Origin of the sequence: Streptomyces sp. NBC_00775 (genome assembly GCF_036347135.1) — a bacterium.
Taxonomy (GTDB): domain Bacteria; phylum Actinomycetota; class Actinomycetes; order Streptomycetales; family Streptomycetaceae; genus Streptomyces; species Streptomyces lutosisoli.
Genome location: NZ_CP108938.1, coordinates 1,676,932 through 1,701,176, shown reverse-complemented (window position 1 = coordinate 1,701,176; position 24,245 = coordinate 1,676,932). Strand labels below are relative to the sequence as shown.

Sequence of the window (24,245 nt, the reverse complement as noted above, 5' to 3'; positions counted from 1 at the left end):
CCGGAGAGGTCAATTCCCGTATTGCCACACATGGCAACGGGCCACCGCCGTACGGTAGTGGAGGCGGCACAGATCTTGCGGAGCCGTGGGAAGAAAGGGCCTGGGCCATGGACCGTGGCACCGAAGCGGGCGCAGCTCCCAGCCGTGAAGCTGGCAACGGCGCGGCGGAGTACGCCGCCGTCGGCCGCATCCCGCTGGCCGTGGTGACCGTGGACCGTGACGGTCTCGTCTCGCACTGGAGCACCGGCGCCAGGCGCCTGTTCGGCGCCCCCAAGGAGGACGCGGTGGGCCGCCCCGCCGTCGACCTGCTCCCCGTCTCGGGCGCGCTCCCCGAGGACGACGACACAGCGCCCTACGGGGCGTACGCGGCGTACGACGGACTCGGCCCCGACCTGGAGTCCTCCCTCGACGGGCGGCTTTCCTACCCGGCCGCCGGACGCGCCCGCCTCACGGTGGCCGGTCACGACCGGATCGACGTCCTGTGGTGGGCCTATCCCCTGGTGGGCCCGGGACGGGAGCGGCTGCTGGTGCTCGCCGCCGACGCGGCCGCGATGCGCCGCGAGGGCGACGACGCCGACGGGGCGGCCGTCGAGCGCATCGCGCCCGGCTTCGCGCTGCACACCGACTTCCCCGGTGCCGAGGGGCTGGCCCGCCGGCTCCCCGAGATCCTGCCCAGCATGAGCGTGGGCGAGAGCGCCCGCATCGTCGGGCAGGTACTGGAACTGGGCTATCCCGTCCTGGAGTTCAGCCAGAACGACCGGGTGCCCGTCACCCCCGACTGGGGTGTGCCCCGGCGGACCGAGCGCAAGGCGCGCCGTGAGCGGGCCGCCCGCGCGGCGGCCTACGGCGCGCCCGTGCCGCAGGACGTCGTGGACGACGGCGAGGACCTCGAATACGTCGCCGTGCGCGAGCGCCTGGAATTCCTCAACGAGGTCAGCGGCCGCATCGGCACCTCCCTCGACCTGACCCAGACCATTCTCGAGGTCAGCCGCGCCGTCGTGCCGCGCTTCACGGATGTGGCGGGCACATACCTGCGCGAACAGGTCGTCGCCGGTGAGGGTTTCCCCGAAGGGGTGCCCGACACCACCACCATGTGGCACCGGGTCGCCCTGGAGCACACGGACGAGCCCGGCCGCTGGGACGACGTCGTGCCGGTCGGCGAGGCCATGCCCTTTCCGGCGCACACACCGTTCTTCCAGTGCATGACCACCGGTGAGCCCGTCCTCGTGCCGCGCATCAGTGAACAGATGGGGCACATGATCGCCGCGCAGTTCGAGAAGCGCGACATCAGGCCGCTCATCACCAACCGCTCCATGCTGGTCGTGCCCCTGAAGGCCCGCAACGTGGTCCTCGGGTTCATGATCCTGCTGCGCCACCCCGAGCGCGTCGAGTTCAACGACATGGACCGGGTCACCGGCGCCGAACTGGCCGCCCGCGCGGGCCTCGTGCTCGACAACGCGCGCATGTACACCTACCAGGAGAGCGTCGCCGAGACCCTCCAGGACAGCATGCTGCCGCACATCGCGCCCCGCATGGCCGGCTGTGACATCGCGACCCGCTATCTGCCCGGCACGCTCCTCGGGCGGGTCGGCGGTGACTGGTTCGACTCGGTGAAGCTGCCCGGCTCGCGCACCGCCCTGGTCGTCGGCGACGTGATGGGCCACGGCCTCAACTCGGCCGCGATGATGGGCCAGTTGCGCACCGCCGTCCAGACCATGGCCGCGCTCGACCTGCCGCCCGCCCAGCTGCTGCGCAACCTGGACGACCTGGCCCAGCGGCTGGGCGACAACTACCTCGCGACCTGTCTGTACGCCGTCTACGACCCCATCGCCGGGGAGCTGCAGATCGCCAACGCGGGCCACATCCCACCCGTTCTGGTCCGCGCCGAGGACGGACGCAGCGAGCTGCTCGAACTGCCGACGGGCGCGCCCATCGGAGTCGGCGGAGTGCCCTTCGAGGCGGAACGCGTGCGTGTGGCGCCCGGCGACCGGCTCGTGATGTGCACCGACGGACTGGTCGAGGTGCGCGGCGAGGACATCGGCGTCGGCCTCGCGACGCTCTGCGAGTCCGCGGCCCACCCGGCCGCGTCTATGGACGACGCCTGCGACACCATCATCAGCGCGCTCAACACCCGTGGCGGCCGCAAGGACGACGTCGCCCTGCTGATGGCCCGGCTCAACGGCATCGCCTCCGAAGACGTCGCCGAGTGGCGGCTGTCGCTGGACCCGATCGAGGTGGGCAGGGCACGCGCGGTGGTCCGCGAACAGCTTCATGTGTGGGGCCTGGCCGGCCTCGCCGACAGCGCCGAGCAGATGGTCAGTGAGCTGGTCACCAATGCCGTACGGCACGCGCACAGCCGCCAGATAGAGCTGCGGCTCGTCCGGGGCGACACCCTGCTGTGCGAGGTGGACGACGACGACCACACGCTGCCGACGCTGCTCAGCGCGGGCCCCGGCGACGAGTTCGGGCGCGGCCTGCGCGTCGTCAGTACGCTGGCGCGCGAGTGGGGGACAAGCCGGACCAGCGCGGGCAAGACCGTGTGGTTCGAACTGACGCTCCCGCGCCGCTGACGTGTTCCCGCGACGCCCGGGAGGGGCGGGGCGCACGCGGCGTGCGAAGGCGTACGGGTATCGAATGAGCCGTGAAGGAATGCGCCGCCCGCTTGTCGCTTCGCGCCGGGCGCGATAGACCGATCTGGCCTGCCAGGTCCTGGCGGGCCGAGGTCGCAACCTGGGGAGCGGGCATGAGTGTGACGAGCCGGTACAGGCAAGCCTGGGAGGGCTTCTGGAGCGAGGCCTCCGACGAACAGGGGGCGGTCTTCTGGGACGCCGAGCCCGCGCTGACCGTCGGCGTTCATCTCGCCCTCTTCGAACCGTACTTGGCGGCTCCCGGCCTGCCGGTCGTGGACCTGGGCTGTGGCAACGGCACTCAGACCCGCTTCCTGGCCGACCGCTTCCCGCACGTCGTCGGCGCCGACCTGTCGGCCGCGGCGCTGGACCACGCCCGCCACGCCGACCCGGCGGGGCAGGCCGTGTACCGGCTGCTCGACGCGGCCGAGAAGACCGAGGTGGAGACGCTGCACGCGGAGCTCGGCGACGCCAACCTCTATATGCGGGGTGTGCTCCACCAGGCCGAGCCGGACGACCGGCAGCCGTTGGTGGACGGCCTGGCGACGCTGGTGGGGGAGCGCGGCCGAGTCTTCGTCGTCGAACTCGCCGAGGCCGCGGGCCTGGTGCTGAGGGGCCTTGCACAGAGCGCCGACGGCCCGCCGCCCAAGCTCGCCCCGGTCTTCCGGCACGGCATCGCCCCCGGCGAGGTCGCGGACGCCGCCGTCCCCGAGTACCTCCGCGCCGCGGGCCTCACGGTCCTCGCGAGCGGCGAAACCCCTCTGGTCACGACCGAGTACAGGGCCGACGGCTCGCGTATCGAACTGCCGTCGAAGTGGCTGGTGGCGGGGCGTACCGGGTGACGTCAGTGGTCTGGGCCGGTGAGACTTATCCACAGGCTCTGCCGGGCCCGGGCCGAAGCGCGTACGGTTTCGAGCATGAAGATCCTCATCAGCGCCGACATGGAAGGCGCCACGGGTGTGACCTGGCCGGCCGACGTGCTGCCGGGGACTCCGCAGTGGGAGCGGTGCCGCTCGATGTTCACCTCGGACGTGAACGCCGCCGTGCTCGGCTTCTTCGACGGCGGCGCCGACGAGGTGCTGATCAACGAAGCCCACTGGACCATGCGGAACCTGCTCCTTGAGCGGCTGGACGAGAGAGCGGAGATGCTCACCGGGCGGCACAAATCGCTGTCCATGGTGGAGGGCGTGCAGCACGACGACGTGGACGGCATCGCCTTCGTCGGCTATCACGCGGGCGCCGGCATGGAGGGCGTCCTCGCGCACACCTACCTCGCGAACTCCCTCACCGGCGTATGGGTCAACGACATACGGGCCAGCGAGGGGCTGCTCAACGCGCACGTCGTCGCCGAGTACGGGGTGCCGGTCGTCCTGGTCACCGGCGACGACGTGGCCTGCGAGGACGCGCTGGGGTACGCCCCCGAGGCGCTGAAGGTCGCCGTCAAGGACCATGTGTCCCGCTACGCGGCCGTGTGCCGAACGCCCTCCAGGACGGCCGCCGACATCCGGGCCGCCGCCAAGGAGGCTGCGTCACTGGCGGTGCGTCACGAGCCGGTCGACGGCGGCCCGTTCACGATCTCGATGGAGTTCGACGCCGAGCACCTGTCGATGGCCGCCACCGTCGTACCCGGTGTCGAGCGCGTCGGGGAGCGCAAGGCGGCGTACACCAGCGACACCATGTACGAGGGGATTCGTACCTTCAAGGCGGTCACCACGATCGTCTCGGCCGCGGTGGAGGAGCAGTATGGCTGACGCACACGCTCTCGACGATGACCCGCCGGCTCTCGGCGACGACTCACTCGCTCTCGACGAAGTCGTCCGGTTCACCTCCGATCTCATCCGGATCGACACGACCAACCACGGCGGCGGGGACTGCCAGGAGCGCCCGGCCGCCGAGTACGCCGCCGCGCGGCTGGCCGAAGCGGGCCTGGAACCCACACTCCTGGAGCGCACGAAGGGGCGTACGAACGTCGTCGCCCGCATCGAGGGCACCGACCCGTCCGCCGACGCGCTGCTCGTCCACGGCCATCTGGACGTCGTGCCCGCGCAGGCGGAGGACTGGAGCGTGCACCCGTTCTCCGGAGAGATCCGCGACGGGGTCGTCTGGGGGCGCGGCGCGGTCGACATGAAGAACATGGACGCGATGATCCTGGCCGTCGTCCGTGCCTGGGCGCGCAGTGGGGTACGGCCTCGCCGCGACATCGTCATCGCGTTCACCGCCGACGAGGAGGCGAGCGCCGAGGACGGCTCGGGGTTCCTCGCCGACGAGCACCCCGGTCTCTTCGAGGGCTGCACCGAGGGCGTCAGCGAGTCGGGGGCCTTCACCTTCCACGACGGTGGCGGCAGGCAGTTGTATCCGATCGCCGCGGGCGAGCGTGGCACCGGCTGGCTCAAGCTCACCGCACGCGGGCGTGCCGGACACGGCTCCAAGGTGAACCGGAGCAACGCGGTGACGCGACTCGCCGCCGCGATCGCCCGGATCGGGGCGTACGAGTGGCCGCTGCGGCTCACCCCGACCGTGCGCGCCGCACTGACCGAACTCGCCGCCCTCTACGGCATCGACGGCGACCTCGCGGACCCCGAAGGCATGGACACCCTCCTGGACAAGCTCGGGCCGGCCGCCGCGCTCGTCGAGGCGACCGTCCGCAACAGCGCCAACCCGACCATGCTGAGCGCCGGTTACAAGATCAACGTGATTCCGGGGGAGGCCGTCGCGTATGTGGACGGCCGCTATCTGTACGGCTGCGAGGACGAGTTCCGTACGACCCTCGACCGGCTCACCGGACCGGACGTGGAGTGGGAGTTCCACCACCGTGAGGTGGCCCTCCAGGCGCCGGTGGACTCCATGACGTACGCGAAGATGCGCGCGGCAGTCGAGGAGTTCGCGCCCGAGGGGCATGTGGTGCCGTACTGCATGTCGGGCGGCACGGACGCCAAGCAGTTCTCGCGCCTCGGCATCACCGGATACGGGTTCGCGCCCCTGAAGCTCCCGGAGGGCTTCGACTACCAGGCCCTCTTCCACGGCGTCGACGAGCGCGTGCCGGTCGACGCGCTCCACTTCGGCGTCCGTGTCCTCGACCGCTTTCTGCGCACGGCCTAGGGGGACGAGATGCAGACCCTTGCGTACGGTTCGTGGCCCTCGCCGATCGACGCGACGCTCGCCGCCGCGCACGACGGGCACCCCGAGTTCGTGGGCTTCGTCGGCGACGAGGCCTGGTGGACCGAGCCCCGGCCCACGGAAGGCGGGCGGCGCACACTCGTACGGCGGAAGGCCGACGGCACGGAGGAGCCGGTACTGCCGGCCCCCTGGAACGTACGCAGCCGCGTCATCGAGTACGGCGGTCACCCATGGGCCGGGGTCATGCGCCCCGAGGGCCCCCTGGTGGTCTTCGTGAACTTCGCCGATCAGCGGCTGTATCGGTACGAAGCCGGCGGCGAACCACGTCCGTTGACTCCCGTGTCACCCGTGGGCGACGGACTGCGCTGGGTCGACCCGCAGTTGATGGTGGAGCGGGGGGAAGTGTGGTGCGTCCTTGAGGAGTTCACCGGGGACGGGCCGAGCGACGTACGGCGCGTTGTCGCCGCGGTGCCGTTGGACGGATCGGCGGCGCAGGACCGGGACGCCGTACGGGAACTGACCGACGGGCGGCACCGGTTCGTCACGGGCCCTCGGATCTCGCCCGACGGGAGGCAGGCCGCCTGGCTCGCCTGGGACCACCCACGGATGCCGTGGGACGGGACGGAGGTGGTCCTGGCGGATGTGGCCGGGGACGGCACGCTGCACGCCGCGCGGTCCGTCGCCGGCGGCCCGGAGGAGTCCGTGGTCCAGGCCGACTGGGCCCCCGACGGCACCCTGCTGTATGTCAGTGACCGCACCGGCTGGTGGAATCTGTACCGGCTCGGCCAGGACGGCGAGGGGGCGGCCGTCTGCCCGCGCGAGGAGGAGTTCGGCGGGTCGCTGTGGCGGATCGGGTACCGCTGGTTCGCGCCGCTGGCGAGCGGACTGATCGCCGTCGTGCACGGACGCGGCGCCACCGCGCTCGGGATACTGGACCCGGAGACCGGCGAGGTCGTCGACGCGGCGGGCCCCTGGACCGAGTTCGCCCCGACGCTCGCCGCGCACGGCAACAGAGTCGTGGGCGTCGGCGCCAGCCCCCGCAGCGCCTACGAGGTCGTCGAGCTGGACGCCAGCACCGGGCGGGCCCGGGTGATCGGCGCCGCGCACGACGACCCGGTGGACCCGGCGCACTACCCGGAGCCGCTGATCCGCACCTTCAACGGGCCCGCGGGGCGTGAGATCCACGCGCACATCTATCCACCGCACCACCCCGGCCATGTCGCCCCCGGCGACGAGCTGCCGCCGTACGTCGTCTGGGCGCACGGCGGCCCCACCGGCCGGGCGCCCCTCGTCCTCGACCTGGAGATCGCCTACTTCACCTCGCGCGGGATCGGAGTCGCGGAGGTCAACTACGGGGGGTCGACGGGACACGGGCGGGAGTACCGCAACCGGCTGCGCGAGCAGTGGGGCGTCGTCGACGTCGAGGACTGCGCGGCCGTCGCGCACGCGCTCGCCGAAGAGGGCACCGCCGACCGGCGGCGACTCGCCATCCGCGGGGGCAGCGCGGGCGGCTGGACCACGGCCGTGTCCCTGACGAGCACCGATGTGTACGCCTGCGGCACGATCCTCTACCCGATCCTCGACCTCGTCGGATGGGGTTCGGGGGAGACCCATGACTTCGAGTCGCGGTATCTGGAGACGCTGGTCGGCCCGCTCGCGGAAGTGCCAGGGCGGTACGCGGAGCGGTCGCCCACCGAGCGCGCCGACCGGGTCACCGCACCCTTCCTGCTGCTCCAGGGGCTCGACGACGTCATCTGTCCGCCCGCGCAGTGCGAGCGGTTCCTGGCCAGGCTGGAGGGGGAGGGGCGACGCGTGCCGCATGCCTACATCGCCTTCGAGGGCGAGGGGCACGGCTTCAGACAGGCCGAGACGATGGTGCGGGTCCTGGAGTCCGAACTCTCGCTGTACGCACAGGTCTTCGGGCTGAACCCGCCCGGCATCCCCACGTTGGAGCTGGCCAAGTGAGGCCGACCGACCAGGAATTGGAGCACACCGAGTGACGTCAGTGACCCCTCTGACCCGACCCGGGCGTCTTGTCCCCGGAGCCCGTGTCGCCGTCGTCGCCCCCAGTGGGCCGGTGCCGGAGGCGCGGCTGGAAGCGGGCCTCGACATTCTGCGCGGGTGGGATCTCGAACCGGTGGTAGGGCCCCATGTCCTGGACCGGCATGGCGAGTTCGACTACCTGGCGGGCACGGACACCGACCGGGCCGCCGACTTCCAGGCCGCCTGGTGCGACCCGGACGTGGACGCGGTGCTGTGCGCCCGCGGCGGATACGGTGTGCAGCGCATGGTCGACCTCCTCGACTGGGACGCGATACGGGCCGCGCGCCCCAAGGTGTTCCTCGGGTTCAGCGACATCACCGCGCTGCACGAGGCGTTCGCGACCCGGGTGGGCCTCGCGACCCTGCACGGCCCGATGGCGGCCGGCATCGACTTCATCAAGAACACGCGGGCGCAGGAGCATCTGCGGGCGACGCTTTTCGAGCCGGAGACGGTACGCACCATCACGTCCTCCGGCCGAGGGGCCGCTCTCGTGTCCGGGCGCGCCCGTGGTGTCCTGCTCGGCGGGTGCCTGTCTCTGCTCGCCGCCGACCTGGGCACCCCGCACGTCCGGCCCTCCGCCCGGGGTGGGCTGCTCTGCCTGGAGGACGTGGGCGAGGAGACGTACCGACTGGACCGCTATCTCACCCAACTGCTGCGTGCCGGCTGGTTCGACGGGGTCGCCGGGATCCTGCTGGGCTCCTGGGCGGAGTGCGCGCCCTACGAGGAGGTGCGGGCGCTGCTGGCCGACCGGCTCGGTGGGCTCGGGGTGCCGATCGTCGAGGAGTTCGGGTTCGGGCACGGGGAGGGTGCGCTGACGATTCCGTTCGGCGTCGAGGCCGAACTGGACGCGGACGCGGGGACGCTGACGCTGGACGAGCCCGCGCTCGCCTGACGAGGGCGGCAGGGCCCGCGACTGCCGCGCACGACGGTCACGGCGGTCACGGCGGTCACGGCGGTCACGGGCCCGGCACGTTCACTGAATCTCCGTCAAGAAACACTTGGCACGGTGATTGACCGCTGCCTGACACGTGTCACAGCATGACTACCGGCCGGTACTTACCAGCCAGTAGTCGGGTTGTCCTCAGCGTGGAGGTCTACGTGTCCCGTCGCTCGCGTCTGCCCAGATCCCGTGCCTCGCTCGCCCTGGCCCTCGGTGCCGCGCTCGCCGCACCGCTCGCGCTCACCGCGCCGCCCGCCTCGGCCACGGGCCAGTACACCGTCACCGCACTGAAGTTCACGGTCCAGGCCGGTGGCCGCACCTGCACCGTCGACGCCGATCTGTACCGGCCCGCGGGCGTGGACCGCGAGCACACCGCGCCCGCCGTGCTCGCCACCAACGGCTTCGGCGGGAGCAAGTCGGACGGTTCGACGGACGCGATCGGCAAGGCGTTCGCGGCGCGCGGCTATGTGGGGCTCGTCTACTCGGGGCTCGGTTTCGGCAAGTCGGGCTGTCTGATCTCGCTCGACGACCCGCGCATCGACGGCGTGGCCGCGTCCCGGCTCGTCGACTTCCTGGCGGGCACGCGGGCAGCCGACGACGGCACGAAGGCCGACTACGTCACCCGGGACGGCAAGGGCGACCCCCGCGTCGGCATGATCGGCGGCTCGTACGGGGGCGCCGTCCAGATGGCCACGGCCGCCGTGGACCACCGAGTCGACGCGCTCGTCCCGCTCATCACCTGGAACGACCTGGCGTACGCGCTGGACCCCAACAACGCGGCCGGCAGCCGTGATGTGCCCGGTGCCTACAAGTGGCAGTGGACCAACGGCTTCTACCTGATCGGCGAGAGCCAGCCGCTGACCGCGGCGAACCTGGACCCCTCCCGGATCAACTCCCTCACCTGCCTGCACTTCGTGAGCGACGCCTGCGACACGATCCGGACCCTGAACTCGGGGAGCTATCCGGCCGCCAGGACCGGACCGCTGCTCAGTTACGCGCGCAGCGTGTCGCCCGTCTCGTATCTGCGCAAGGTGCAGGCGCCGACCCTCCTCGTCCAGGGGCAGGCCGACAGCCTCTTCAATCTCAACGAGGCGACAGCGACGTACAAGACCCTCAAGGCGCAGGGCGTCACGACGAAGATGATCTGGCAGTCGTGGGGACACAGCGGCGGGCTCACCGACCCGGCGACCGGTGAACTCAACCTCGGCCAGGGCAACTTGGAGACGAGTTACGTCGGCCGTCGGATCCTCGCCTGGTTCGACCGCTATCTCCAGCACCGCAAGGGCGTCGACACGGGCCCCGCCTTCGCCTACTACCGCGACTGGATCGCCGACCCGGACCACACCTACGCCACGGCCCGGCGGGTACCCGCGCTCAGCCAGAAGCTCTACCTCTCCGGAGACGGCAAGCTCGTCGACAACCGTAAGCAGGTCGCGCGCGGCAGCCGGGAGTACCGCAACTGGCTGGTGCCCACGAGCCACTCCGAGAGCTCCCTGGCCGGGATCGTCGGACTGCCGGATCCGGCGCCGTACGACACCGAGGGCACCTACCTCGGCTGGACGAGCGAGCCCCTGACCCGGGCGGTCGACGTGGTCGGCGCGCCCCGGGCCACGCTGAAGGTGGTGTCGCCGGCGACCGAGAGCGTGCAGAACTCCGACAACGCCGCCGACAAACTGGTCCTCTTCGCCAAGCTGTACGACGTGGCACCCGACGGCACCAAGACGCTGGTGCACCGGCTGGTGGCGCCCGTGCGGGTGCCGGACGTCACGAAGAGCTTCACCGTCACGCTGCCCGGGATCGTGCACCGGTACGAGGCCGGGCACCGGCTCCAGTTCGTCGTCGCCGCCAGTGACGACGCGTACCTCGGGAACAAGGGAGTGAAGCCGGTGACGGTCACCAGCGCGCCCGGGGACACGGGCACCCTGGAGCTGCCGGTCGTCGGGGGCTGAAACGCCCCCGTCGATCCGGGTCACCCGGAGGAACCTCCCACCGCGCGTGCCGGCACCTCGCGACTCATGCTGAGCGCATGAGTCCGAAGACCTCCGAGAGTGTGGGCGCGAGCGGTGGGAAGAGCCGCGGCGGGCTGCTGACGCCCGGCAGGGTCAGTGTCGTCACGCTGGCCCTCCTTGCCCTGATCTTCGTCTTCGAGAACACCCGCAGTACCAAGATCCGGCTGCTCATTCCGGAAGTGACCATGCCGCTGTGGATGGCACTCCTCGGCACCGGGGTGATCGGCGGGCTGTGCGGGGCGTACGCCATGAAGCGCCGAGGCTGAAGACGCGTTCGCGTAGGGTGACGGGATGTCTGAGAATGCCGGTTACCTCGCCGAAGGCCCTCGTGTCGGTATACGGCACTTCACCCACGAGGACGGTGCCGAGTTCACCGCGCGGGCCCGCGAGAGCAAGGATCTGCACCAGCCGTGGCTCTTTCCGCCCGGCAGCGCCGACGCCTATGCCGCGTACGCGGGCCGGCTCATCCAGGATCCGACCAAGGCCGGGTTCCTCGTCTGCGAACGGGACGGCGGAGGCATCGCCGGGTTCATCAACATCAACAACATCGTCGCGGGCGGCTTCCTCTGCGGGGCACTGGGATACGGCGCCTTCGCGCACGCCGCCGGACGCGGGCTGATGGCCGAGGGGCTCGGGCTCGTCGTGCGGTACGCCTTCACCACGATGGGGCTGCACCGCCTCGAAATCAACGCACAGCCGGGGAACGCCGCCTCCCTCGCGCTCGCCCGGCGCTGCGGCTTCCGCCTTGAGGGCTTCTCGCCGGACTTCATATATATCGACGGGGCCTGGCGGGACCACGAGCGGTGGGCGATCACGGCGGAGATGGTCCGCAACGGCTGACCGGCCAACCGGCCACCCGGCCAACCGGCCACCCGGCCACCCGGCCAACCGGTCCCACTGGAAGGCCCTTCCCGTCGGCCTCCTCGTGGGTGAGGATGAACCCATGCGGAACATCGTGGTGCTGGACGCCCCCTCCAACCTGGGCCTGCGCCCGCCCGCGCCCGGCACCGTCCCCGGCTGCTACAAGCTCGCCGGCGCGCTGCGAGAACAGCGGATCGTGCAGAGGCTCGGCGCCCTGGAAGGCGGAGTGGTCGTGCCGCCGCGCTACGACCGGGGCGACTGGCAGGAGGGCGACGGGGTCTTCAACGCGGCCGCCATCGCCACGTACACCCGCAAACTCGCCGACCGTATCGAGCACCACGTCCGCGCCGGTGACCTGCCCGTCGTCCTCGGCGGCGACTGCTCCATCCAACTCGGCGCCTCGCTCGCGCTGCGCCGCATCGGCCGGTTCGGGCTCGCCGCCGTCGACGGGTCGGCCGACTTCCGCCACCCCGGCAACTCGGACCGGATCGGCGCCGCCGGTGGCGAGGAACTCGCCCTCGCGACCGGCCGCGGACAGGACGACCTCACCAACCTCGAAGGGCTGAAGCCCTATCTGCAGGACGAGGACGTACGCCTCTTCGGCATCCGCGACTACGACACCGAGCGGGACGAGCTCGCCGCGCTGAAGATCCCTACGGTGACCGTCGGCGAACTGCGCGAGTGGGGCGCGGAGGCGATCGCGCGGGCCACCGTGGGGACCCTCGAACTCCCGCACCTGGAGGGCTTCTGGGTCCACCTCGACGCCGACTGTCTCGACCCGTCCGTGATGCCCGCCGTCGACAGCCCGGACCCCGACGGACTGCTCCCCGACGAACTCCTCGCGCTGCTGCGCCCGTTGGTGCGCTCCCCGCACTGCGTCGGACTCAACATCACCATCTACGACCCCGATCTGGACCCGGAGGGCACGGCGGGCGCGCTGCTCGCGGACCTGGTCGTCGCCGCCCTCGCGGAGTCCTGACCGGACCTCGCCGTCTTCGGCTTTGCGGAATCCTGACCGGATCCTGACGAGCGGAGACCCTGGTCAGCTCCTCGATGGCCATGTTCCATGGTCGTCGTGACGACGATCCGACGTGACGTACTGACGCTTCCCGCCGCCGAGTTGGGTCCGAACAACCCGTTGCCGCCGCTGCGGCCCCTCGACGAGACGCATCGCATCGATGAACGCGACCGCGAGGGCCTGCCCGGCGACATGGCCCGGCAGATCGGGTACGAGCCGCTGCGCAGTGTCCTGCCGGAGCGCATCCGCGACGGGTACGACAGACAGCGGGCGCCCCGCGAGACCGATGCGATCGTGATCGAGAACGACCGGCTCCGGGCCACCGTGCTGCCCGGCTACGGAGGCCGTGTCGTCTCCCTCTTCCACAAGCCCTCGCAGCGCGAACTCCTCTACCGCAACCCGGTGTTGCAGCCCGCCTGCTTCGCCCTCAACGGCGCCTGGTTCTCCGGCGGCATCGAGTGGAACATCGGCGCGACGGGCCACACCACCCTGTCCTGCTCGCCCGTCCACGCCGCCCGCGTCCCCGCCCCCGACGGCGGCGAGATGCTCCGCCTCTGGGAGTGGGAGCGGCTGCGCGACCTCCCCTTCCAGGTCGACCTGTGGCTGCCGGACGGCTCCGACTTCCTGTACGTCGGCGTACGCGTCCGCAACCCGCACGAGAAGCCCGCGCCCGTGTACTGGTGGTCCAACATCGCGGTGCCCGAGGAGCGCAGAGTGCTGGCACCGGCCGAGGAGGCCTGGCACTTCGGTTATGAGCGCCGACTGCGCCGCGTGCCCGTGCCGTCGTACGAGGAAGTCGACCGGACGTACCCCCTGAACAGCACCTTCCCCGCCGACTACTTCTACGAGGTGCCCGACGGGCGGCGGCGCTGGATCGCCGCGCTCGACGACGCGGGCGACGGGCTCGTGCAGACGTCCACCGATGTGCTGCGTGGGCGCAAGCTGTTCGTCTGGGGCTCAGGCCCTGGAGGACGGCGCTGGCAGGAGTGGCTGACCGAGCCGGGAACCGGCGGATACTGCGAGATCCAGGCCGGGCTCGCGCGCACCCAGCTCGAACATGTGCGGCTGGACGCGGAGAGCGAGGTGTCCTGGCTTGAGGCGTACGGGCCGTTGACCGGGAACGCGGCGGCGGTTCACGGCGCGGACTGGGAGGCGGCGCGGGCCGAGGTCGAGGACCGGCTCCAGGTCGCCCTGCCCCGGAGTGACGTCGACGCCGCGTACGCCGCCTGGGTGCCGTACGCCGACACCGAGCCCGGTGAGGTGCTCGCCGTCGGATCCGGCTGGGGCGCGCTCGAAGTGCTGCGCGCCTCCTACAAGTTGCCGGGTACGCCCTTCGACGAGTCCACCCTCGGTGAGGCGCAGGCGCCGTGGCATGAGCTGCTGCGGTCGGGTGCGTTTCCGGAGCCTCGGCGGGTCGGGCCGCCCGGTGAGACCCTGGTCGCCTCGCACTGGCGCGACATGCTGGAGACCGCGCCCGCCGCACCGCTCGCCGAGTACCACCTCGGAGTGGCCCAGTGGCACGCGGGTGATCTGGCGCAGGCCGTACGGAGCTGGGAGCGAGCGCTCGAACTCGCCCCGTCCCTCTGGCCGTTGCTCCGCTGTCTCGCCGTCGCCGACCAGGAGGCGGGCCATCGGGAGCGGGCCGCCGACCGGTACGCCGAGGCGTTCGACGATCTGTGCCGGGAGCGGCGGGATGACGGTGTGGTGTGGACCGCGGCTACGGCGGCGCTGGGGCGTGAGGCGATCGGGGCGCTGCTTGCTGTGCGGCGGGTGGGGGATGCGCGGGCTGTGTGGGAGCGGTTGCGGCCCGCTACGCGCGGGCGGGGGCGATTTCGGTTGATCGAGGCGCAGTTGTTGGTGGCGGAGGGGGAGGTGGGGGTGGCGCGGGCTGTCTTCGATGCGGGGTTCGAGGTTGCGGATCTGAGGGAGGGGGCCGAGGTGATTTCCGAGCTGTGGGCCCGGGTTACGGATGAGCCGCTGCCGGAGCGGTACGAGTTCCGGATGCGGCCGCCGCGTGAGTGAACGCGGGGGTTTCCTCGCCCCCGCCGCCCCTACCCGTCCCATCCCTGGGGGCTGCGCCCCCAGACCCCCCTAAAAGATTGCGCAGTTCCCCGCGCCCCTTAAGGGACGCGGGGAACTGCGCGACAAGCCCCGCGCCTTCAGGGGCGCGGGGAACTGCGCGAACGGCCCCCACCGGCCCGCAGCCGACACACAACCGAACGGGGTCTGGGGCGGAGCCCCAGAAGGATGGGACGGGTAGGGGCGGCGGGGGCGAAGAACCGCGTTGGCTACTGCGTGGCCTGGCGGTCGACGTACTCGAACACCGCCCCGTCCGGATGCATCACGATCAGATTGCGCCCCACCGGCGTCGCCACCGGCCCCGCCAGGATGCGGGCCCCCGATTCGCTGAGAACGCGATGGGCTTCGTCGACATCCTTGACGGCGATGGTGGCGGCGACCTTGCGGAGAATGTCCAGCTCGGCCTCAGGCCCGCTCATCAGCAGGAAGAAGCCGACCGCGGCGACCGAGACGCCACCACGTTCGAAGCGGAGGGCACGCCCGCCGGTCAGTCTCTCGTAGAAGGGGACCGAGGCCTCCAGGTCGTCGACGCAGATACGCAGCGTGGCTCCCAGAATCTCCATACGCAGAAGCCTAGTTGGGCCGTGCGGGGGAGGAGATCGCTTCGCTCGGACGGGTCCGTCAGACTTCCTTGCGGCAGAGGATCTCTCCGTGCAGGACCGAGAACCAGGCGTCCTCCTGCCGACCCCACTCCCGCCAGGCGTCCGACACCGCACGCAGCTGCTCCGTGGTCGCGTGACCACCCTCCGTGGCGCGTTCCGCGTACGCCGACGCCAGGGTGCGGTCCGCCCACAGGCCGCTCCACCAGTCGCGCTCGTCCTCGGCTGCGAAGGTCCAGGTGCTTGAGGTGGCTGTGATGTCCCGGATGCCGGCCGGCAGTGCCCACGACTTGAGACGGCGGCCCGCGTCCGGCTCGCCGCCGTTGGCGCGGGCGACCCGCAGGTACAGGTCCTGCCAGTCGGTCATGCCCTGCGACTGCGGGTACCAGGTCATGGCCGAGTAGTCCCCATCGCGGACGGCGATGAACCCGCCCGGCTTGGTCACCCGGTACATCTCGCGCAGCGCCTGCACCGGGTCGCCCACGTGCTGCAGTACCTGGTGGGCGTGGACCACGCAGAAGGTGTCGTCCGGGTACTCCAGCGCGTGGATGTCCGCGACGGCGAACTCGATGTTGTCCAGGCCGCGTTCGGCTGCCGCGGTCCGGGCCTGGTCCAGGATCGCCGGTGCGTGGTCGACGCCCGTGACGTGTCCGTCGGGGACCAGTTCCGCCAGGTCGGCGGTGATGGTGCCCGGGCCGCAGCCGATGTCCAGGATCTTCATGTGGGGCTTCAGCGAGTCGAGCAGGTATGCCGCCGAGTTGGCGGCGGTGCGCCAGGTGTGTGAGCGCAGCACGGACTCGTGGTGGCCGTGTGTGTAGACGGCGGTCTCCTGCGACTTCGACATGACCGTTCCCCTTCTCGCCGGTGTCGGTTACCCATCACCGTACGCTCGCATGTCGAATAGTGAGACCTGTGTCTTGCGATATGGACGCGCTTGAAGTGCCACTTCGCCCTCCGCTTCGGTGACTTGACCCTCGAATGCCTGCCCCCGGGGGTTCTGTGTCCGGTGCGGGCCGGTGGGGGTTGCTCGCGCAGTTCCCCGCGCCCCTTAAAGGCACCTGGGGCGGGCCGCCGGTTGTTTAGGGGCGCGGGGAACTGCGCGACCAGCCCCCACCGTCCCGCAGACGACTCTCTTCAGGGGCGCGGGGAACGGCGCAATCTTTCAGGGGGGTCTGGGGGCGCAGCCCCCAGGCGAATACGCGTTTGCCCCGTGCCCCCGGCTCCCCGGAGAATGCCTCCCCATGGGACATCTCGAAGCCGCACATCTTGAGTACTACCTTCCCGATGGGAGGGCGCTGCTCGGCGATGTGTCGTTTCGGGTGGGGGAAGGGGCCGTCGTGGCCCTCGTGGGGCCCAACGGAGCCGGTAAGACGACGCTGCTGCGGCTGATCTCGGGGGAGCTGAAGCCCCACGGGGGGACCGTCACCGTCACGGGCGGGCTGGGCGTGATGCGGCAGTTCGTGGGGTCTGTGCGGGACGAGACGACCGTACGGGAGCTGCTGGTCTCCGTGGCGCCGCCCCGGATCCGGGAGGCCGCGAAGGCCGTGGACGCCGCCGAGCACGGGATCATGACCGTGGACGACGAGGCCGCGCAGCTGCGGTACGCGCAGGCGCTGTCCGACTGGGCCGAGGTGCGGGGCTACGAGTCCGAGACGCTCTGGGACATCTGCACGATGGCCGCGCTCGGCGTCCCGTACGACAAGGCGCAGTGGCGGCTGGTGCGGACGCTGTCCGGAGGCGAGCAGAAGCGGCTCGTGCTGGAGGCCCTGCTGCGTGGCACCGACGAGGTGCTGCTGCTCGACGAGCCGGACAACTACCTCGACGTACCGGGGAAGCGCTGGCTGGAGGAGCGGCTCAAGGAGACGCGCAAGACCGTTCTCTTCGTGTCGCACGACCGGGAGCTGCTGGCCCGGGCCGCGGAGAAGATCGTCAGCGTCGAGCCCAGTCCCGCGGGCGCCGACGCCTGGGTGCACGGCGGCGGCTTCTCGACGTACCACGAGGCGCGGCGGGAGCGGTTCGCGCGGTTCGAGGAGTTGCGCCGGCGCTGGGACGAGAAGCACGCGCAGCTGAAGAAGCTGGTGCTGAATCTGCGGCAGGCAGCCTCCATCAGCCATGAGCTGGCGTCCCGGTACCAGGCCGCGCAGACCCGGCTGCGGAAGTTCGAGGAGGCCGGACCGCCTCCGGAGCCGCCGCGCGAGCAGGACATCAAGATGCGGCTGCACGGCGGGCGCACCGGCGTACGGGCCATCACCTGCAAGGGGCTGGAGCTGACCGGTCTCATGAACCCGTTCGACCTGGAGGTCTTCTACGGCGAGCGGGTCGCCGTGCTCGGCTCCAACGGCTCCGGCAAGTCGCACTTCCTGCGCCTGCTCGCCGGCGACACCGTCGCGCACACGGGCGAGTGGAAGCTCGGCGCCCGCGTCGTGCCCGGCCACTTCGCGCAGACGCACGCCCATCCGGAGCTGCAGGGCCGCGCGCTCCTGGACATCCTGTGGACCGAGCACGCCCAGGACCGTGGCGCCGCCATGTCCCGGCTGCGCCGCTACGAGCTGACCGCGCAGGCCGAGCAGCGCTTCGAGAAGCTCTCCGGCGGACAGCAGGCCCGCTTCCAGATCCTCCTGCTGGAGCTGGAGGGGTCCACGGCCCTGCTCCTCGACGAGCCGACCGACAACCTCGACCTGGAGTCCGCGGAGGCCCTCCAGGAGGGCCTGGAGGCATACCAGGGCACGGTCCTCGCCGTCACCCACGACCGCTGGTTCGCCCGCTCCTTCGACCGCTACCTGGTCTTTGGCTCCGACGGTCGCGTACGTGAGACCCAGGAGCCGGTGTGGGACGAGCGCCGGGTGGAACGGGCCCGTTAGCCAGGTCCTGTGCAGCGGCCTTCGGGCCGGTGCTCCTCCGCCGTACGTCTGTGACGGGACGGGTCGACGCGTAGGGAGGCCAGGGGCCCCGGATGTTCGTAGAGTGGAGGGAGACAGGTGAGATCCATGGCTCCCTCCCGGACGCCGCTCGGGGTACTGCTTGCAGGGCGGGTACGCGGACCGCACCGAGGACACGACGAGCGGGGTGCCACCATGACCGGAGTCGACCCGGGCCGGCTGGACGACCAGCAGCTGATGAAAGAGCTGGAGACCATCCACCGCACACGCCACGACACGCTGCTCCACGGTTCGAACGACGCGCTGCGGACCCACAACGAACGCATGGCCACGCTGGAGGGCGAGTATCTGCGCCGCCACCCGCGCCGCCCCATCCTCGCGGGCCGTACGAGGGACGGAGCCCGGGAGCGGGGACCGGCGGGGGCACCGTCGGCATGACCGCCACAAACCCGCTGCTCACCCGGCACGCGCAGGCCCTCGACCTGTTCGGCGACCGCGTCCACGCGGTCCGGGACGACCAGTGGGACGCTCCCACGCCCTGCGTCGACTGGACGGTGCGTGACCTCGTCAACCATCTGGTCTCCGAGCAGTTGTGGGTGACTCCGCTGGTCCGCGACGGAGTCACCGTCGAGGCGATCGGCGACACCTTCGACGGCGATGTGGTGGGCCCCGATCCGGCCGCTTCCTGGGACGCGTCGGCCCGTGCCTCCCGCGCCGCCTTCACCGCGCCGGACGCGCTCGACCGCGTCGTCCACCTCTCGTACGCCGACACCACGGCCGCCTTCTACTGCGCTCAGCTGGTGACCGACCTGGCCGTGCACGCCTGGGATCTGTCCCGGGCGATCGGCGCCGACGAGCGGCTGCCGGGCGACCTCCTGGAGTTCACGGTCCGCGAGGTCGCCCCGTACGCCGCCGACCTCGCGAAGAGCGGGCTCTTCGCCGCGCCGGTGGAGCCGCCGCCCGGCGCCGATGTTCAGACCGAGCTGCTGTGCCTGCTGGGACGTGAGCCTTAGCCGGCGAGCAAGAGGGTCGCGTGTGTCCGCCCTCGCGGCCGGCGGCTGCCGTCTCCCTGGCGTCACCCGCTCGGGCGTCTGTGTCCCGCGAATGGTGTCCGGCCGCGCGCGCCGCGCCGCCGGGCGGGCTGTGATGGGCCCCGGGGGCACGACGGCCGTGCCCCTCGGGAAAGCCGCCCGCCGAAGGAGCCCAGCCCATGCGCCGTACCGCCCGTGCCCTGTTCGCCACCGCCCTGGCAGGTGCCGCCGTGGGCGCCGCCGCGTCGGCCGCGTTCGCGGATCCGGACGCCGAGGTCAGCCCGGGTTCCGTCGAGCCCGGTGGCACCCTCACCATCTCCGTCACCTGCGACGCGACCGGCGGAGCCCCGCCCGACTTCATCGACGCCACCTCGCAGGGCTTCGAGGAGGGCAAGGTCCAGCTGAGCCGCGTGCAGGGCGACACCGAGAGCGCGGCGGGCGCCGCCTACCGCGGGACGGCCCGTATCCCGCCCGGGGAGAACGTCGACGACGACTCCGACGCGATGGGCCCCGAGCCGGAGTGGGGCGTCGACGGCGCGTGCCCCGTGCCCCCGGGCGGCGAGAGGAAGCCGTGGAAGGCCTCGTACACCGTGGCCCGTGGCACCAAAGCCGCGAGCGGCATCGAGCAATGGCCCCCGGACGTCCAGCGGCCCTCGGACGTCCAGGGGCCCTCGGACGTCCAGGGGCCCTCGGACGTCCAGCGGCCCCCGGCCGTCCAGCGGCCCCCGGCCGTCCAGCGCGGGGTACACGCCGGCGAGGGCGGCGCCTTCACCGGGTCCGTGCCTGCCCTGGTCGCCGGAAGCGTCCTGATCGCGGGCGCGCTGGGCGCGGCCGTCCACCGGCTGCGCCACAAGGACACGTCAGCAGACAGTTGACGCTGTGACGGGCACAACCCGACGGGTGCCCATGGGGTGGCCGAACCGTGGGTACGGAGAGGCCGAGGGCGCGAGCGGAACCGTACGAGATGTACCAGGACACGGATGAGGCATAAGCAAGAAGAGCTGTACGACGGGACAGGGGCACCGGAGACCGTACGGAGGCGGGAGCACCGGAGCAGGGCACGGTACGCACCACGGACTGCGCGGAGGCACGCATGCGGCGGACGGATCCGGAAGGGCACGGCCCCGTCCGTTACGGCCCGCCCCTTCCCGGCCAGGGCCTGCCCGTGCTGCCGGAACTCCGCTCCGTGCTGGCCGCCGCCGCGGACCGCGCCGACGCCGAGCCCTCCGGCGGCGGCCCCGCCCTCCTCGACGCGGCCTGCGCCTACTGGAGCCGGCGCGGACTGCCCACCGCGCACGACCGGGTGGCCGCCGCACCCGGCGCCCCCGCGCTGCTCCTCGCGCTGACCGGCGCGCTCGGCGGCGACGTCCTCGTGCCCCGTCCGTGCGCCGCGTGGTGGGCGCCGCAGGCACGCCTGCTGGGCAGAACCGTGTTCCACGTGGCGACACCCGCCGAGTGCGGCGGCATCCCGGACCCGTACGCCCTCCTGGAGACCGTCCGCAGAGTCCGCGCCGAGGGCGGTGAACCGCGCCTGCTCGTACTCTCCGTGGCCGACGACCCCACCGCCACCGTCGCGCCGCCCGAGGTCGTCCACGAGACGGTCGAGGCCGCGATGGACGAGGGGCTGCACGTCGTCAGCGACGAGACCTGGCGCGACACCCTGCACCGGCCGCACGGCACGGTGCTGCTCAGCCCCGCCGAGATGCTCCCCGGCGAGGTCACCGTGATCACGGACCTGGCGGGCGCCTTCCTGCCGCAGGGCTGGCCGGCCGCCGTCGCCCGCTTCCCCGACAACGACTCCGGGGTCCGGTTGCGCGCCCAGGTCCTCGACGTGCTGACCGTGCTCGGCGCTCGGGTCGCCACGCCGGTGGCCGCGGCGGCCGCGTACGCGCTCGGCGAGCCCGCCGGCATCACCGAACGGCTCACCTCCGCCGTACGCCTGCACGCGCGCGTGGCCGCCGCCGCGCACCACGCGGTGGTCGGCGCGGGCGCCCTCGCGCGGCCCCCGCAGGCCGGGAGACATCTGTACGTCGACCTCGGCCCGCTCCGGTCCGCGCTCGGGGCGCACGGCGTGGGCGACGCCCAGGACTTGGAGGACTTCCTCACCGCCCGGCTCGGCATGCCCGCGCCGGGCGGGCACCGGTTCGGCGACGACCTCGCGGCGCTCCGGGTGCGCCTGGGCACCGGGCCGCTGCTCGGCGCGACGGACGAGGAGCGGGCGGAATGCCTCACGTCACCCGCGCCGTTGGAACTGCCGCATGTGCAACGCGCGTTGACCCTCTTGGGGTCGGCCTTCGACGATCTCCGCGACGACGCTCAGCGATGGGAGCCTCCTCGATGACGCAGCAGTCCGAGTCGACCACGAGCACGACGACCCAGGACGCCGACGATCCGGCGTCCTCTTCGAGCCCGGCGGCGGCCGGGCACACAACTCCCGCCGTTCCTCTCGTTCCTGCCGTTCCTCTCCTTCCCGCCGGTCCCCTCGTTCCCGCCGGTCCGCTCGCCGAGCCCCGTCCGCTCGGCGAGCGGCGTAACTGGCCGCGGTCCTTCGTGGAACGGCTGACCGCGCCGCTGCCCGGACTGCGGGCCTTCGCCAGGTTCGCCCGCGAGGGCGCGCTGCGGCCGGGCGCCGAGGGACTCGCCGACATCCCCTCGCTGCCGTTCGAACCGGAGCCGTTGCCCCAGGTGGGCGCGCGCACGGTCGCCGTCTCCTGGGCGGGGCACGCCAGTTGGGTGGTCCGGATCGGCGGGCTCACCGTCCTCACCGACCCGGTCTGGTCCCGCAAGATCCTCGGCACCCCGGCCCGGATCACACCGGTCGGCGTGGCCTGGAGCGCGCTGCCGCGCGTCGACGCGGTCGTCATCAGCCACAACCACTACGACCACCTGGACGCGCCGACCCTGCGCCGACTCCCGCGCGACACCCCGGTGTTCGTACCGGCCGGGCTCGGCCGCTGGTTCAGGCGCCGCCGGTTCACCCAGGTCACCGAGCTCGACTGGTGGGAGGCGGCCGAACTGCGCGGCGTCCGCTTCGACTTCGTCCCCGCGCACCACTGGTCCAAGCGCAGCCTCATCGACACCTGCCGCACCCTGTGGGGCGGGTGGGTGCTGACGGCGCCCGACGGCCGGCGGGTGTATTTCGCGGGGGACACGGGGTACGGGCACTGGTTCGCCCGCATCGGCCGACACTACCCGGGCATCGACCTCGCCCTCCTCCCCATCGGGGCGTACGACCCTCGGTGGTGGCTGAGCGACGTCCACTGCGATCCGGAGGAGGCGGTGCGGGCGGCCGTCGATCTGGGGGCGCGGCGGATGGCTCCCATGCACTGGGGGACGTTCGTGCTGTCGGCGGAGCCGGTGCTGGAACCGTTGGCGAGGGTGCGTGCCGCCTGGGAGCGGGCGGGGCTGGCGCGGGGGGATCTGTGGGATCTGCCGGTGGGGGGTTCTCGGGTTCTGGGGTGATTGCCGTGCGTGGGTGGCCGCGGGTCGTCCTGGGTTGCTCGCGCGGTTCCCCGCGCCCCTGACGGGGCGCAGCCGAACCCGCGGTTACCGAGGCGCCGTTCTGCGCACCCTGCGCCACAGGCTCGGCGTCACGCTGATCGCCAGTGTCAGGGCCACCGCCGCGACCACGCCCTCCCACGGCTCGCTGAAGAGGGAACCGCCGAGGATGCCGATGACCTGGTAGGTGGCCGCCCAGGCGAGGCAGGCGGGGACGTCGCCCCGGGCGAAGGTGCGCAAGGGCGTCTTCGCCAGGAGGCAGGCGAGCATGACCGGGATACGGCCGGCCGGGACGAGGCGGGACAGGACGAGGACCGCGATGCCGTGGTCGCGCAGCTTCTCCTGCGCCTGGGCCAGACGGTCCTCGGGGGCGCGGTCACGGAGGGTCTCCAGCCAGCGCGAGCCGTTCTTGGACCGCATACCGCGCTGACCGAGCCAGTACAGCGTGATGTCGCCGAGGAACGCGGCGAGCGACGCCACCCCGAAGACCAGCAGCAGGGAGAACGGCGCCGACCGGTGAAAGGCCACCACGGCCGCCGAACTCACCAGGGCGCCCGTCGGCACGACCGGCACGAGCGCACCGATCAGCACCAGCAGGAAGAGGGACAGGTACCCGATCGACTGCTGCGTCGACTCCGGCGGCGCGGTCGTGGCCGCGACGGTCAGGAAGGTCACCGGGCGGCCTCCGGCCGGGCGCCCGGGCCGTGCGTGGCGTCCGGTTCGGCGGACGTGCTGGACGGGAACGTCACTTCGCGACCTCCGGGCGTACGCTCTCGCCGTGTTCCAGGCGGTGGACCGCGACCTGGGGCGCGCGTTCGGCGGCGAGGCGCACGAACTCCTCGCCCGGCGCGTGGAATTCGTGGGGGCGCACGGCGTCCATCCCGATCGGCCAGTACGTGCCGTAGTGCACCGGCACGGCGCTGCGCGGCATCAGCTGGGCGAGCGCCTGCGTGGCGCGCCCCGCGTCGAGGTGTCCCTCGCCCAGGTACGGTCCCCAGCCGCCCACCGGCAACAGCGCCACGTCGACCGGTCCGACCTCCTCCGCCATCGACGCGAACAGCCCGGTGTCCCCGGCGAAGTACGTGCGCGCCTCCCCCTCGATCACATATCCGACGGCGGGGGAGCGGTGCGGTCCGACGGGCAGCCGCCGTCCGTCGTGCCGCGCCGGCACGGTGCGTACGACCAGGTCACCGACCTGGGTCCGGTCGCCCGGCGCCACCTCGATGAGCTGGAGATGGTCCAGTCTGCGCAGCCCGGGCACCGCACGCGGCGCGCCCTTCGGCACGATCAGCCGGGTGCCGGGCGCGAGCCGCGCCAGCGACGGCAGATGCAGATGGTCGGCGTGCAGATGCGAGACGAGCGCCACGTCGGCGACCGCCGCCCGGGGCGGGGGCGGCGCCCCGCGCCTGCGCCGGAGGTGCGCGAGCCGGCGCGCGAAGAGCGGGTCGGTGAGCAGGCGCATTCCGGAGTCCTCGACCGTGCAGGTGGCGTGCCCCCACCAGGTGATCTCCACCGGCACCTCTTTGCCTCCTTCGCGCGACTCC

General features: G+C 72.0%; 21 protein-coding genes. 17 read left to right on the top strand and 4 right to left on the bottom strand.

The genetic code is table 11. The features are described 5' to 3' along the window. The first annotated feature begins 107 nt into the window (after positions 1-107). From OIC96_RS07720 to OIC96_RS07670, 11 genes are all read left to right on the top strand, one after another. The gene (locus tag OIC96_RS07720; RefSeq protein ID WP_330308602.1) at positions 108-2,570 is read left to right on the top strand and encodes a SpoIIE family protein phosphatase; all 2,463 of its coding nucleotides are present in this window, start codon (positions 108-110) and stop codon (positions 2,568-2,570) included. 173 nt (positions 2,571-2,743) lie between these two features. Then, entirely contained in the window at positions 2,744-3,469 is a 726-nt protein-coding gene (locus tag OIC96_RS07715) for a class I SAM-dependent methyltransferase (protein WP_330308603.1), read from the top strand. A gap of 75 nt (positions 3,470-3,544) precedes the next feature. Beyond that, the gene (locus tag OIC96_RS07710; RefSeq protein ID WP_330308604.1) at positions 3,545-4,378 is read left to right on the top strand and encodes a M55 family metallopeptidase; all 834 of its coding nucleotides are present in this window, start codon (positions 3,545-3,547) and stop codon (positions 4,376-4,378) included. Then, positions 4,371-5,726, top strand: coding sequence for a M20/M25/M40 family metallo-hydrolase (locus OIC96_RS07705; RefSeq protein WP_330308605.1), 1,356 nt, complete (start codon positions 4,371-4,373; stop codon positions 5,724-5,726). The genes OIC96_RS07710 and OIC96_RS07705 overlap by 8 nt, the downstream gene beginning before the upstream one ends. Before the next feature lie 9 nt (positions 5,727-5,735). After that, the gene (locus OIC96_RS07700) at positions 5,736-7,709 is read left to right on the top strand and encodes a S9 family peptidase (RefSeq protein ID WP_330308606.1); all 1,974 of its coding nucleotides are present in this window, start codon (positions 5,736-5,738) and stop codon (positions 7,707-7,709) included. 40 nt (positions 7,710-7,749) lie between these two features. Beyond that, positions 7,750-8,679 (top strand): S66 peptidase family protein, encoded by a 930-nt coding sequence (locus OIC96_RS07695; protein WP_406502176.1) that lies wholly within the window; start codon positions 7,750-7,752, stop codon positions 8,677-8,679. 206 nt (positions 8,680-8,885) lie between these two features. Beyond that, positions 8,886-10,676: a CocE/NonD family hydrolase gene (locus OIC96_RS07690; RefSeq protein ID WP_330308608.1), complete on the top strand. Its 1,791-nt coding sequence runs from the start codon at positions 8,886-8,888 to the stop codon at positions 10,674-10,676. Between the two features lie 77 nt (positions 10,677-10,753). Beyond that, the gene (locus tag OIC96_RS07685) at positions 10,754-11,002 is read left to right on the top strand and encodes a DUF1049 domain-containing protein (protein ID WP_330308609.1); all 249 of its coding nucleotides are present in this window, start codon (positions 10,754-10,756) and stop codon (positions 11,000-11,002) included. Positions 11,003-11,027: 25 nt separating this feature from the next. After that, entirely contained in the window at positions 11,028-11,576 is a 549-nt protein-coding gene (locus tag OIC96_RS07680; RefSeq protein ID WP_330308610.1) for a GNAT family N-acetyltransferase, read from the top strand. Between the two features lie 103 nt (positions 11,577-11,679). Continuing rightward, positions 11,680-12,576: an arginase family protein gene (locus OIC96_RS07675; RefSeq protein WP_330308611.1), complete on the top strand. Its 897-nt coding sequence runs from the start codon at positions 11,680-11,682 to the stop codon at positions 12,574-12,576. Positions 12,577-12,663: 87 nt separating this feature from the next. Next, the gene (locus OIC96_RS07670; protein WP_330308612.1) at positions 12,664-14,637 is read left to right on the top strand and encodes a DUF5107 domain-containing protein; all 1,974 of its coding nucleotides are present in this window, start codon (positions 12,664-12,666) and stop codon (positions 14,635-14,637) included. Between the two features lie 266 nt (positions 14,638-14,903). Here OIC96_RS07670 and OIC96_RS07665 read toward each other — a convergent pair whose 3' ends face one another. Beyond that, on the bottom strand, positions 14,904-15,257 hold the full coding sequence (locus OIC96_RS07665) for a VOC family protein (protein ID WP_330308613.1): 354 nt from the start codon (positions 15,255-15,257) through the stop codon (positions 14,904-14,906). A 58-nt stretch (positions 15,258-15,315) separates the two neighbouring features. Beyond that, the gene (locus OIC96_RS07660; protein WP_330308614.1) at positions 15,316-16,137 is read right to left on the bottom strand and encodes a class I SAM-dependent methyltransferase; all 822 of its coding nucleotides are present in this window, start codon (positions 16,135-16,137) and stop codon (positions 15,316-15,318) included. Between the two features lie 397 nt (positions 16,138-16,534). On the opposite strand from OIC96_RS07660, the gene OIC96_RS07655 reads away from it, so the two are divergent. From OIC96_RS07655 to OIC96_RS07630, 6 genes are all read left to right on the top strand, one after another. After that, positions 16,535-18,154 (top strand): ABC-F family ATP-binding cassette domain-containing protein, encoded by a 1,620-nt coding sequence (locus tag OIC96_RS07655; RefSeq protein ID WP_330308615.1) that lies wholly within the window; start codon positions 16,535-16,537, stop codon positions 18,152-18,154. A gap of 213 nt (positions 18,155-18,367) precedes the next feature. Continuing rightward, complete coding sequence (locus OIC96_RS07650) at positions 18,368-18,610, top strand: DUF6158 family protein (protein ID WP_330308616.1); 243 nt, start codon at positions 18,368-18,370, stop codon at positions 18,608-18,610. Further along, positions 18,607-19,185, top strand: coding sequence for a TIGR03086 family metal-binding protein (locus tag OIC96_RS07645; protein WP_330308617.1), 579 nt, complete (start codon positions 18,607-18,609; stop codon positions 19,183-19,185). Before OIC96_RS07650 ends, OIC96_RS07645 begins: the two co-directional genes overlap by 4 nt. Positions 19,186-19,382: 197 nt before the next feature. Further along, positions 19,383-20,078, top strand: a complete 696-nt coding sequence (locus OIC96_RS07640) for a hypothetical protein (RefSeq protein WP_330308618.1) — start codon at positions 19,383-19,385, stop codon at positions 20,076-20,078. Positions 20,079-20,296: 218 nt separating this feature from the next. Further along, complete coding sequence (locus OIC96_RS07635) at positions 20,297-21,544, top strand: aminotransferase class I/II-fold pyridoxal phosphate-dependent enzyme (RefSeq protein ID WP_330308619.1); 1,248 nt, start codon at positions 20,297-20,299, stop codon at positions 21,542-21,544. Continuing rightward, positions 21,541-22,665, top strand: a complete 1,125-nt coding sequence (locus OIC96_RS07630; protein ID WP_330308620.1) for an MBL fold metallo-hydrolase — start codon at positions 21,541-21,543, stop codon at positions 22,663-22,665. Before OIC96_RS07635 ends, OIC96_RS07630 begins: the two co-directional genes overlap by 4 nt. An 84-nt stretch (positions 22,666-22,749) precedes the next feature. Here the strand turns inward: OIC96_RS07630 and OIC96_RS07625 are convergent, their stop codons facing one another. Together OIC96_RS07625 and OIC96_RS07620 are read right to left on the bottom strand one after the other, a co-directional pair. After that, complete coding sequence (locus OIC96_RS07625) at positions 22,750-23,376, bottom strand: DedA family protein (RefSeq protein WP_330308621.1); 627 nt, start codon at positions 23,374-23,376, stop codon at positions 22,750-22,752. Between the two features lie 70 nt (positions 23,377-23,446). Further along, positions 23,447-24,220: an MBL fold metallo-hydrolase gene (locus OIC96_RS07620; protein WP_330308622.1), complete on the bottom strand. Its 774-nt coding sequence runs from the start codon at positions 24,218-24,220 to the stop codon at positions 23,447-23,449. Positions 24,221-24,245: the final 25 nt, after the last annotated feature.

Coding starts and splice junctions, on each gene's coding strand:
- OIC96_RS07675 (WP_330308611.1), top strand. CDS start 11,680: ATGCGGAACATCGTGGTGCTGGACGCCCCCTCCAACCTGGGCCTGCGC.
- OIC96_RS07670 (WP_330308612.1), top strand. CDS start 12,664: ATGGTCGTCGTGACGACGATCCGACGTGACGTACTGACGCTTCCCGCC.
- OIC96_RS07715 (WP_330308603.1), top strand. CDS start 2,744: ATGAGTGTGACGAGCCGGTACAGGCAAGCCTGGGAGGGCTTCTGGAGC.
- OIC96_RS07640 (WP_330308618.1), top strand. CDS start 19,383: ATGCGCCGTACCGCCCGTGCCCTGTTCGCCACCGCCCTGGCAGGTGCC.
- OIC96_RS07635 (WP_330308619.1), top strand. CDS start 20,297: ATGCGGCGGACGGATCCGGAAGGGCACGGCCCCGTCCGTTACGGCCCG.
- OIC96_RS07710 (WP_330308604.1), top strand. CDS start 3,545: ATGAAGATCCTCATCAGCGCCGACATGGAAGGCGCCACGGGTGTGACC.
- OIC96_RS07645 (WP_330308617.1), top strand. CDS start 18,607: ATGACCGCCACAAACCCGCTGCTCACCCGGCACGCGCAGGCCCTCGAC.
- OIC96_RS07655 (WP_330308615.1), top strand. CDS start 16,535: ATGGGACATCTCGAAGCCGCACATCTTGAGTACTACCTTCCCGATGGG.
- OIC96_RS07680 (WP_330308610.1), top strand. CDS start 11,028: ATGTCTGAGAATGCCGGTTACCTCGCCGAAGGCCCTCGTGTCGGTATA.
- OIC96_RS07630 (WP_330308620.1), top strand. CDS start 21,541: ATGACGCAGCAGTCCGAGTCGACCACGAGCACGACGACCCAGGACGCC.
- OIC96_RS07700 (WP_330308606.1), top strand. CDS start 5,736: ATGCAGACCCTTGCGTACGGTTCGTGGCCCTCGCCGATCGACGCGACG.
- OIC96_RS07660 (WP_330308614.1), bottom strand. CDS start 16,137: ATGTCGAAGTCGCAGGAGACCGCCGTCTACACACACGGCCACCACGAG.
- OIC96_RS07650 (WP_330308616.1), top strand. CDS start 18,368: ATGACCGGAGTCGACCCGGGCCGGCTGGACGACCAGCAGCTGATGAAA.
- OIC96_RS07685 (WP_330308609.1), top strand. CDS start 10,754: ATGAGTCCGAAGACCTCCGAGAGTGTGGGCGCGAGCGGTGGGAAGAGC.
- OIC96_RS07665 (WP_330308613.1), bottom strand. CDS start 15,257: ATGGAGATTCTGGGAGCCACGCTGCGTATCTGCGTCGACGACCTGGAG.
- OIC96_RS07720 (WP_330308602.1), top strand. CDS start 108: ATGGACCGTGGCACCGAAGCGGGCGCAGCTCCCAGCCGTGAAGCTGGC.
- OIC96_RS07705 (WP_330308605.1), top strand. CDS start 4,371: ATGGCTGACGCACACGCTCTCGACGATGACCCGCCGGCTCTCGGCGAC.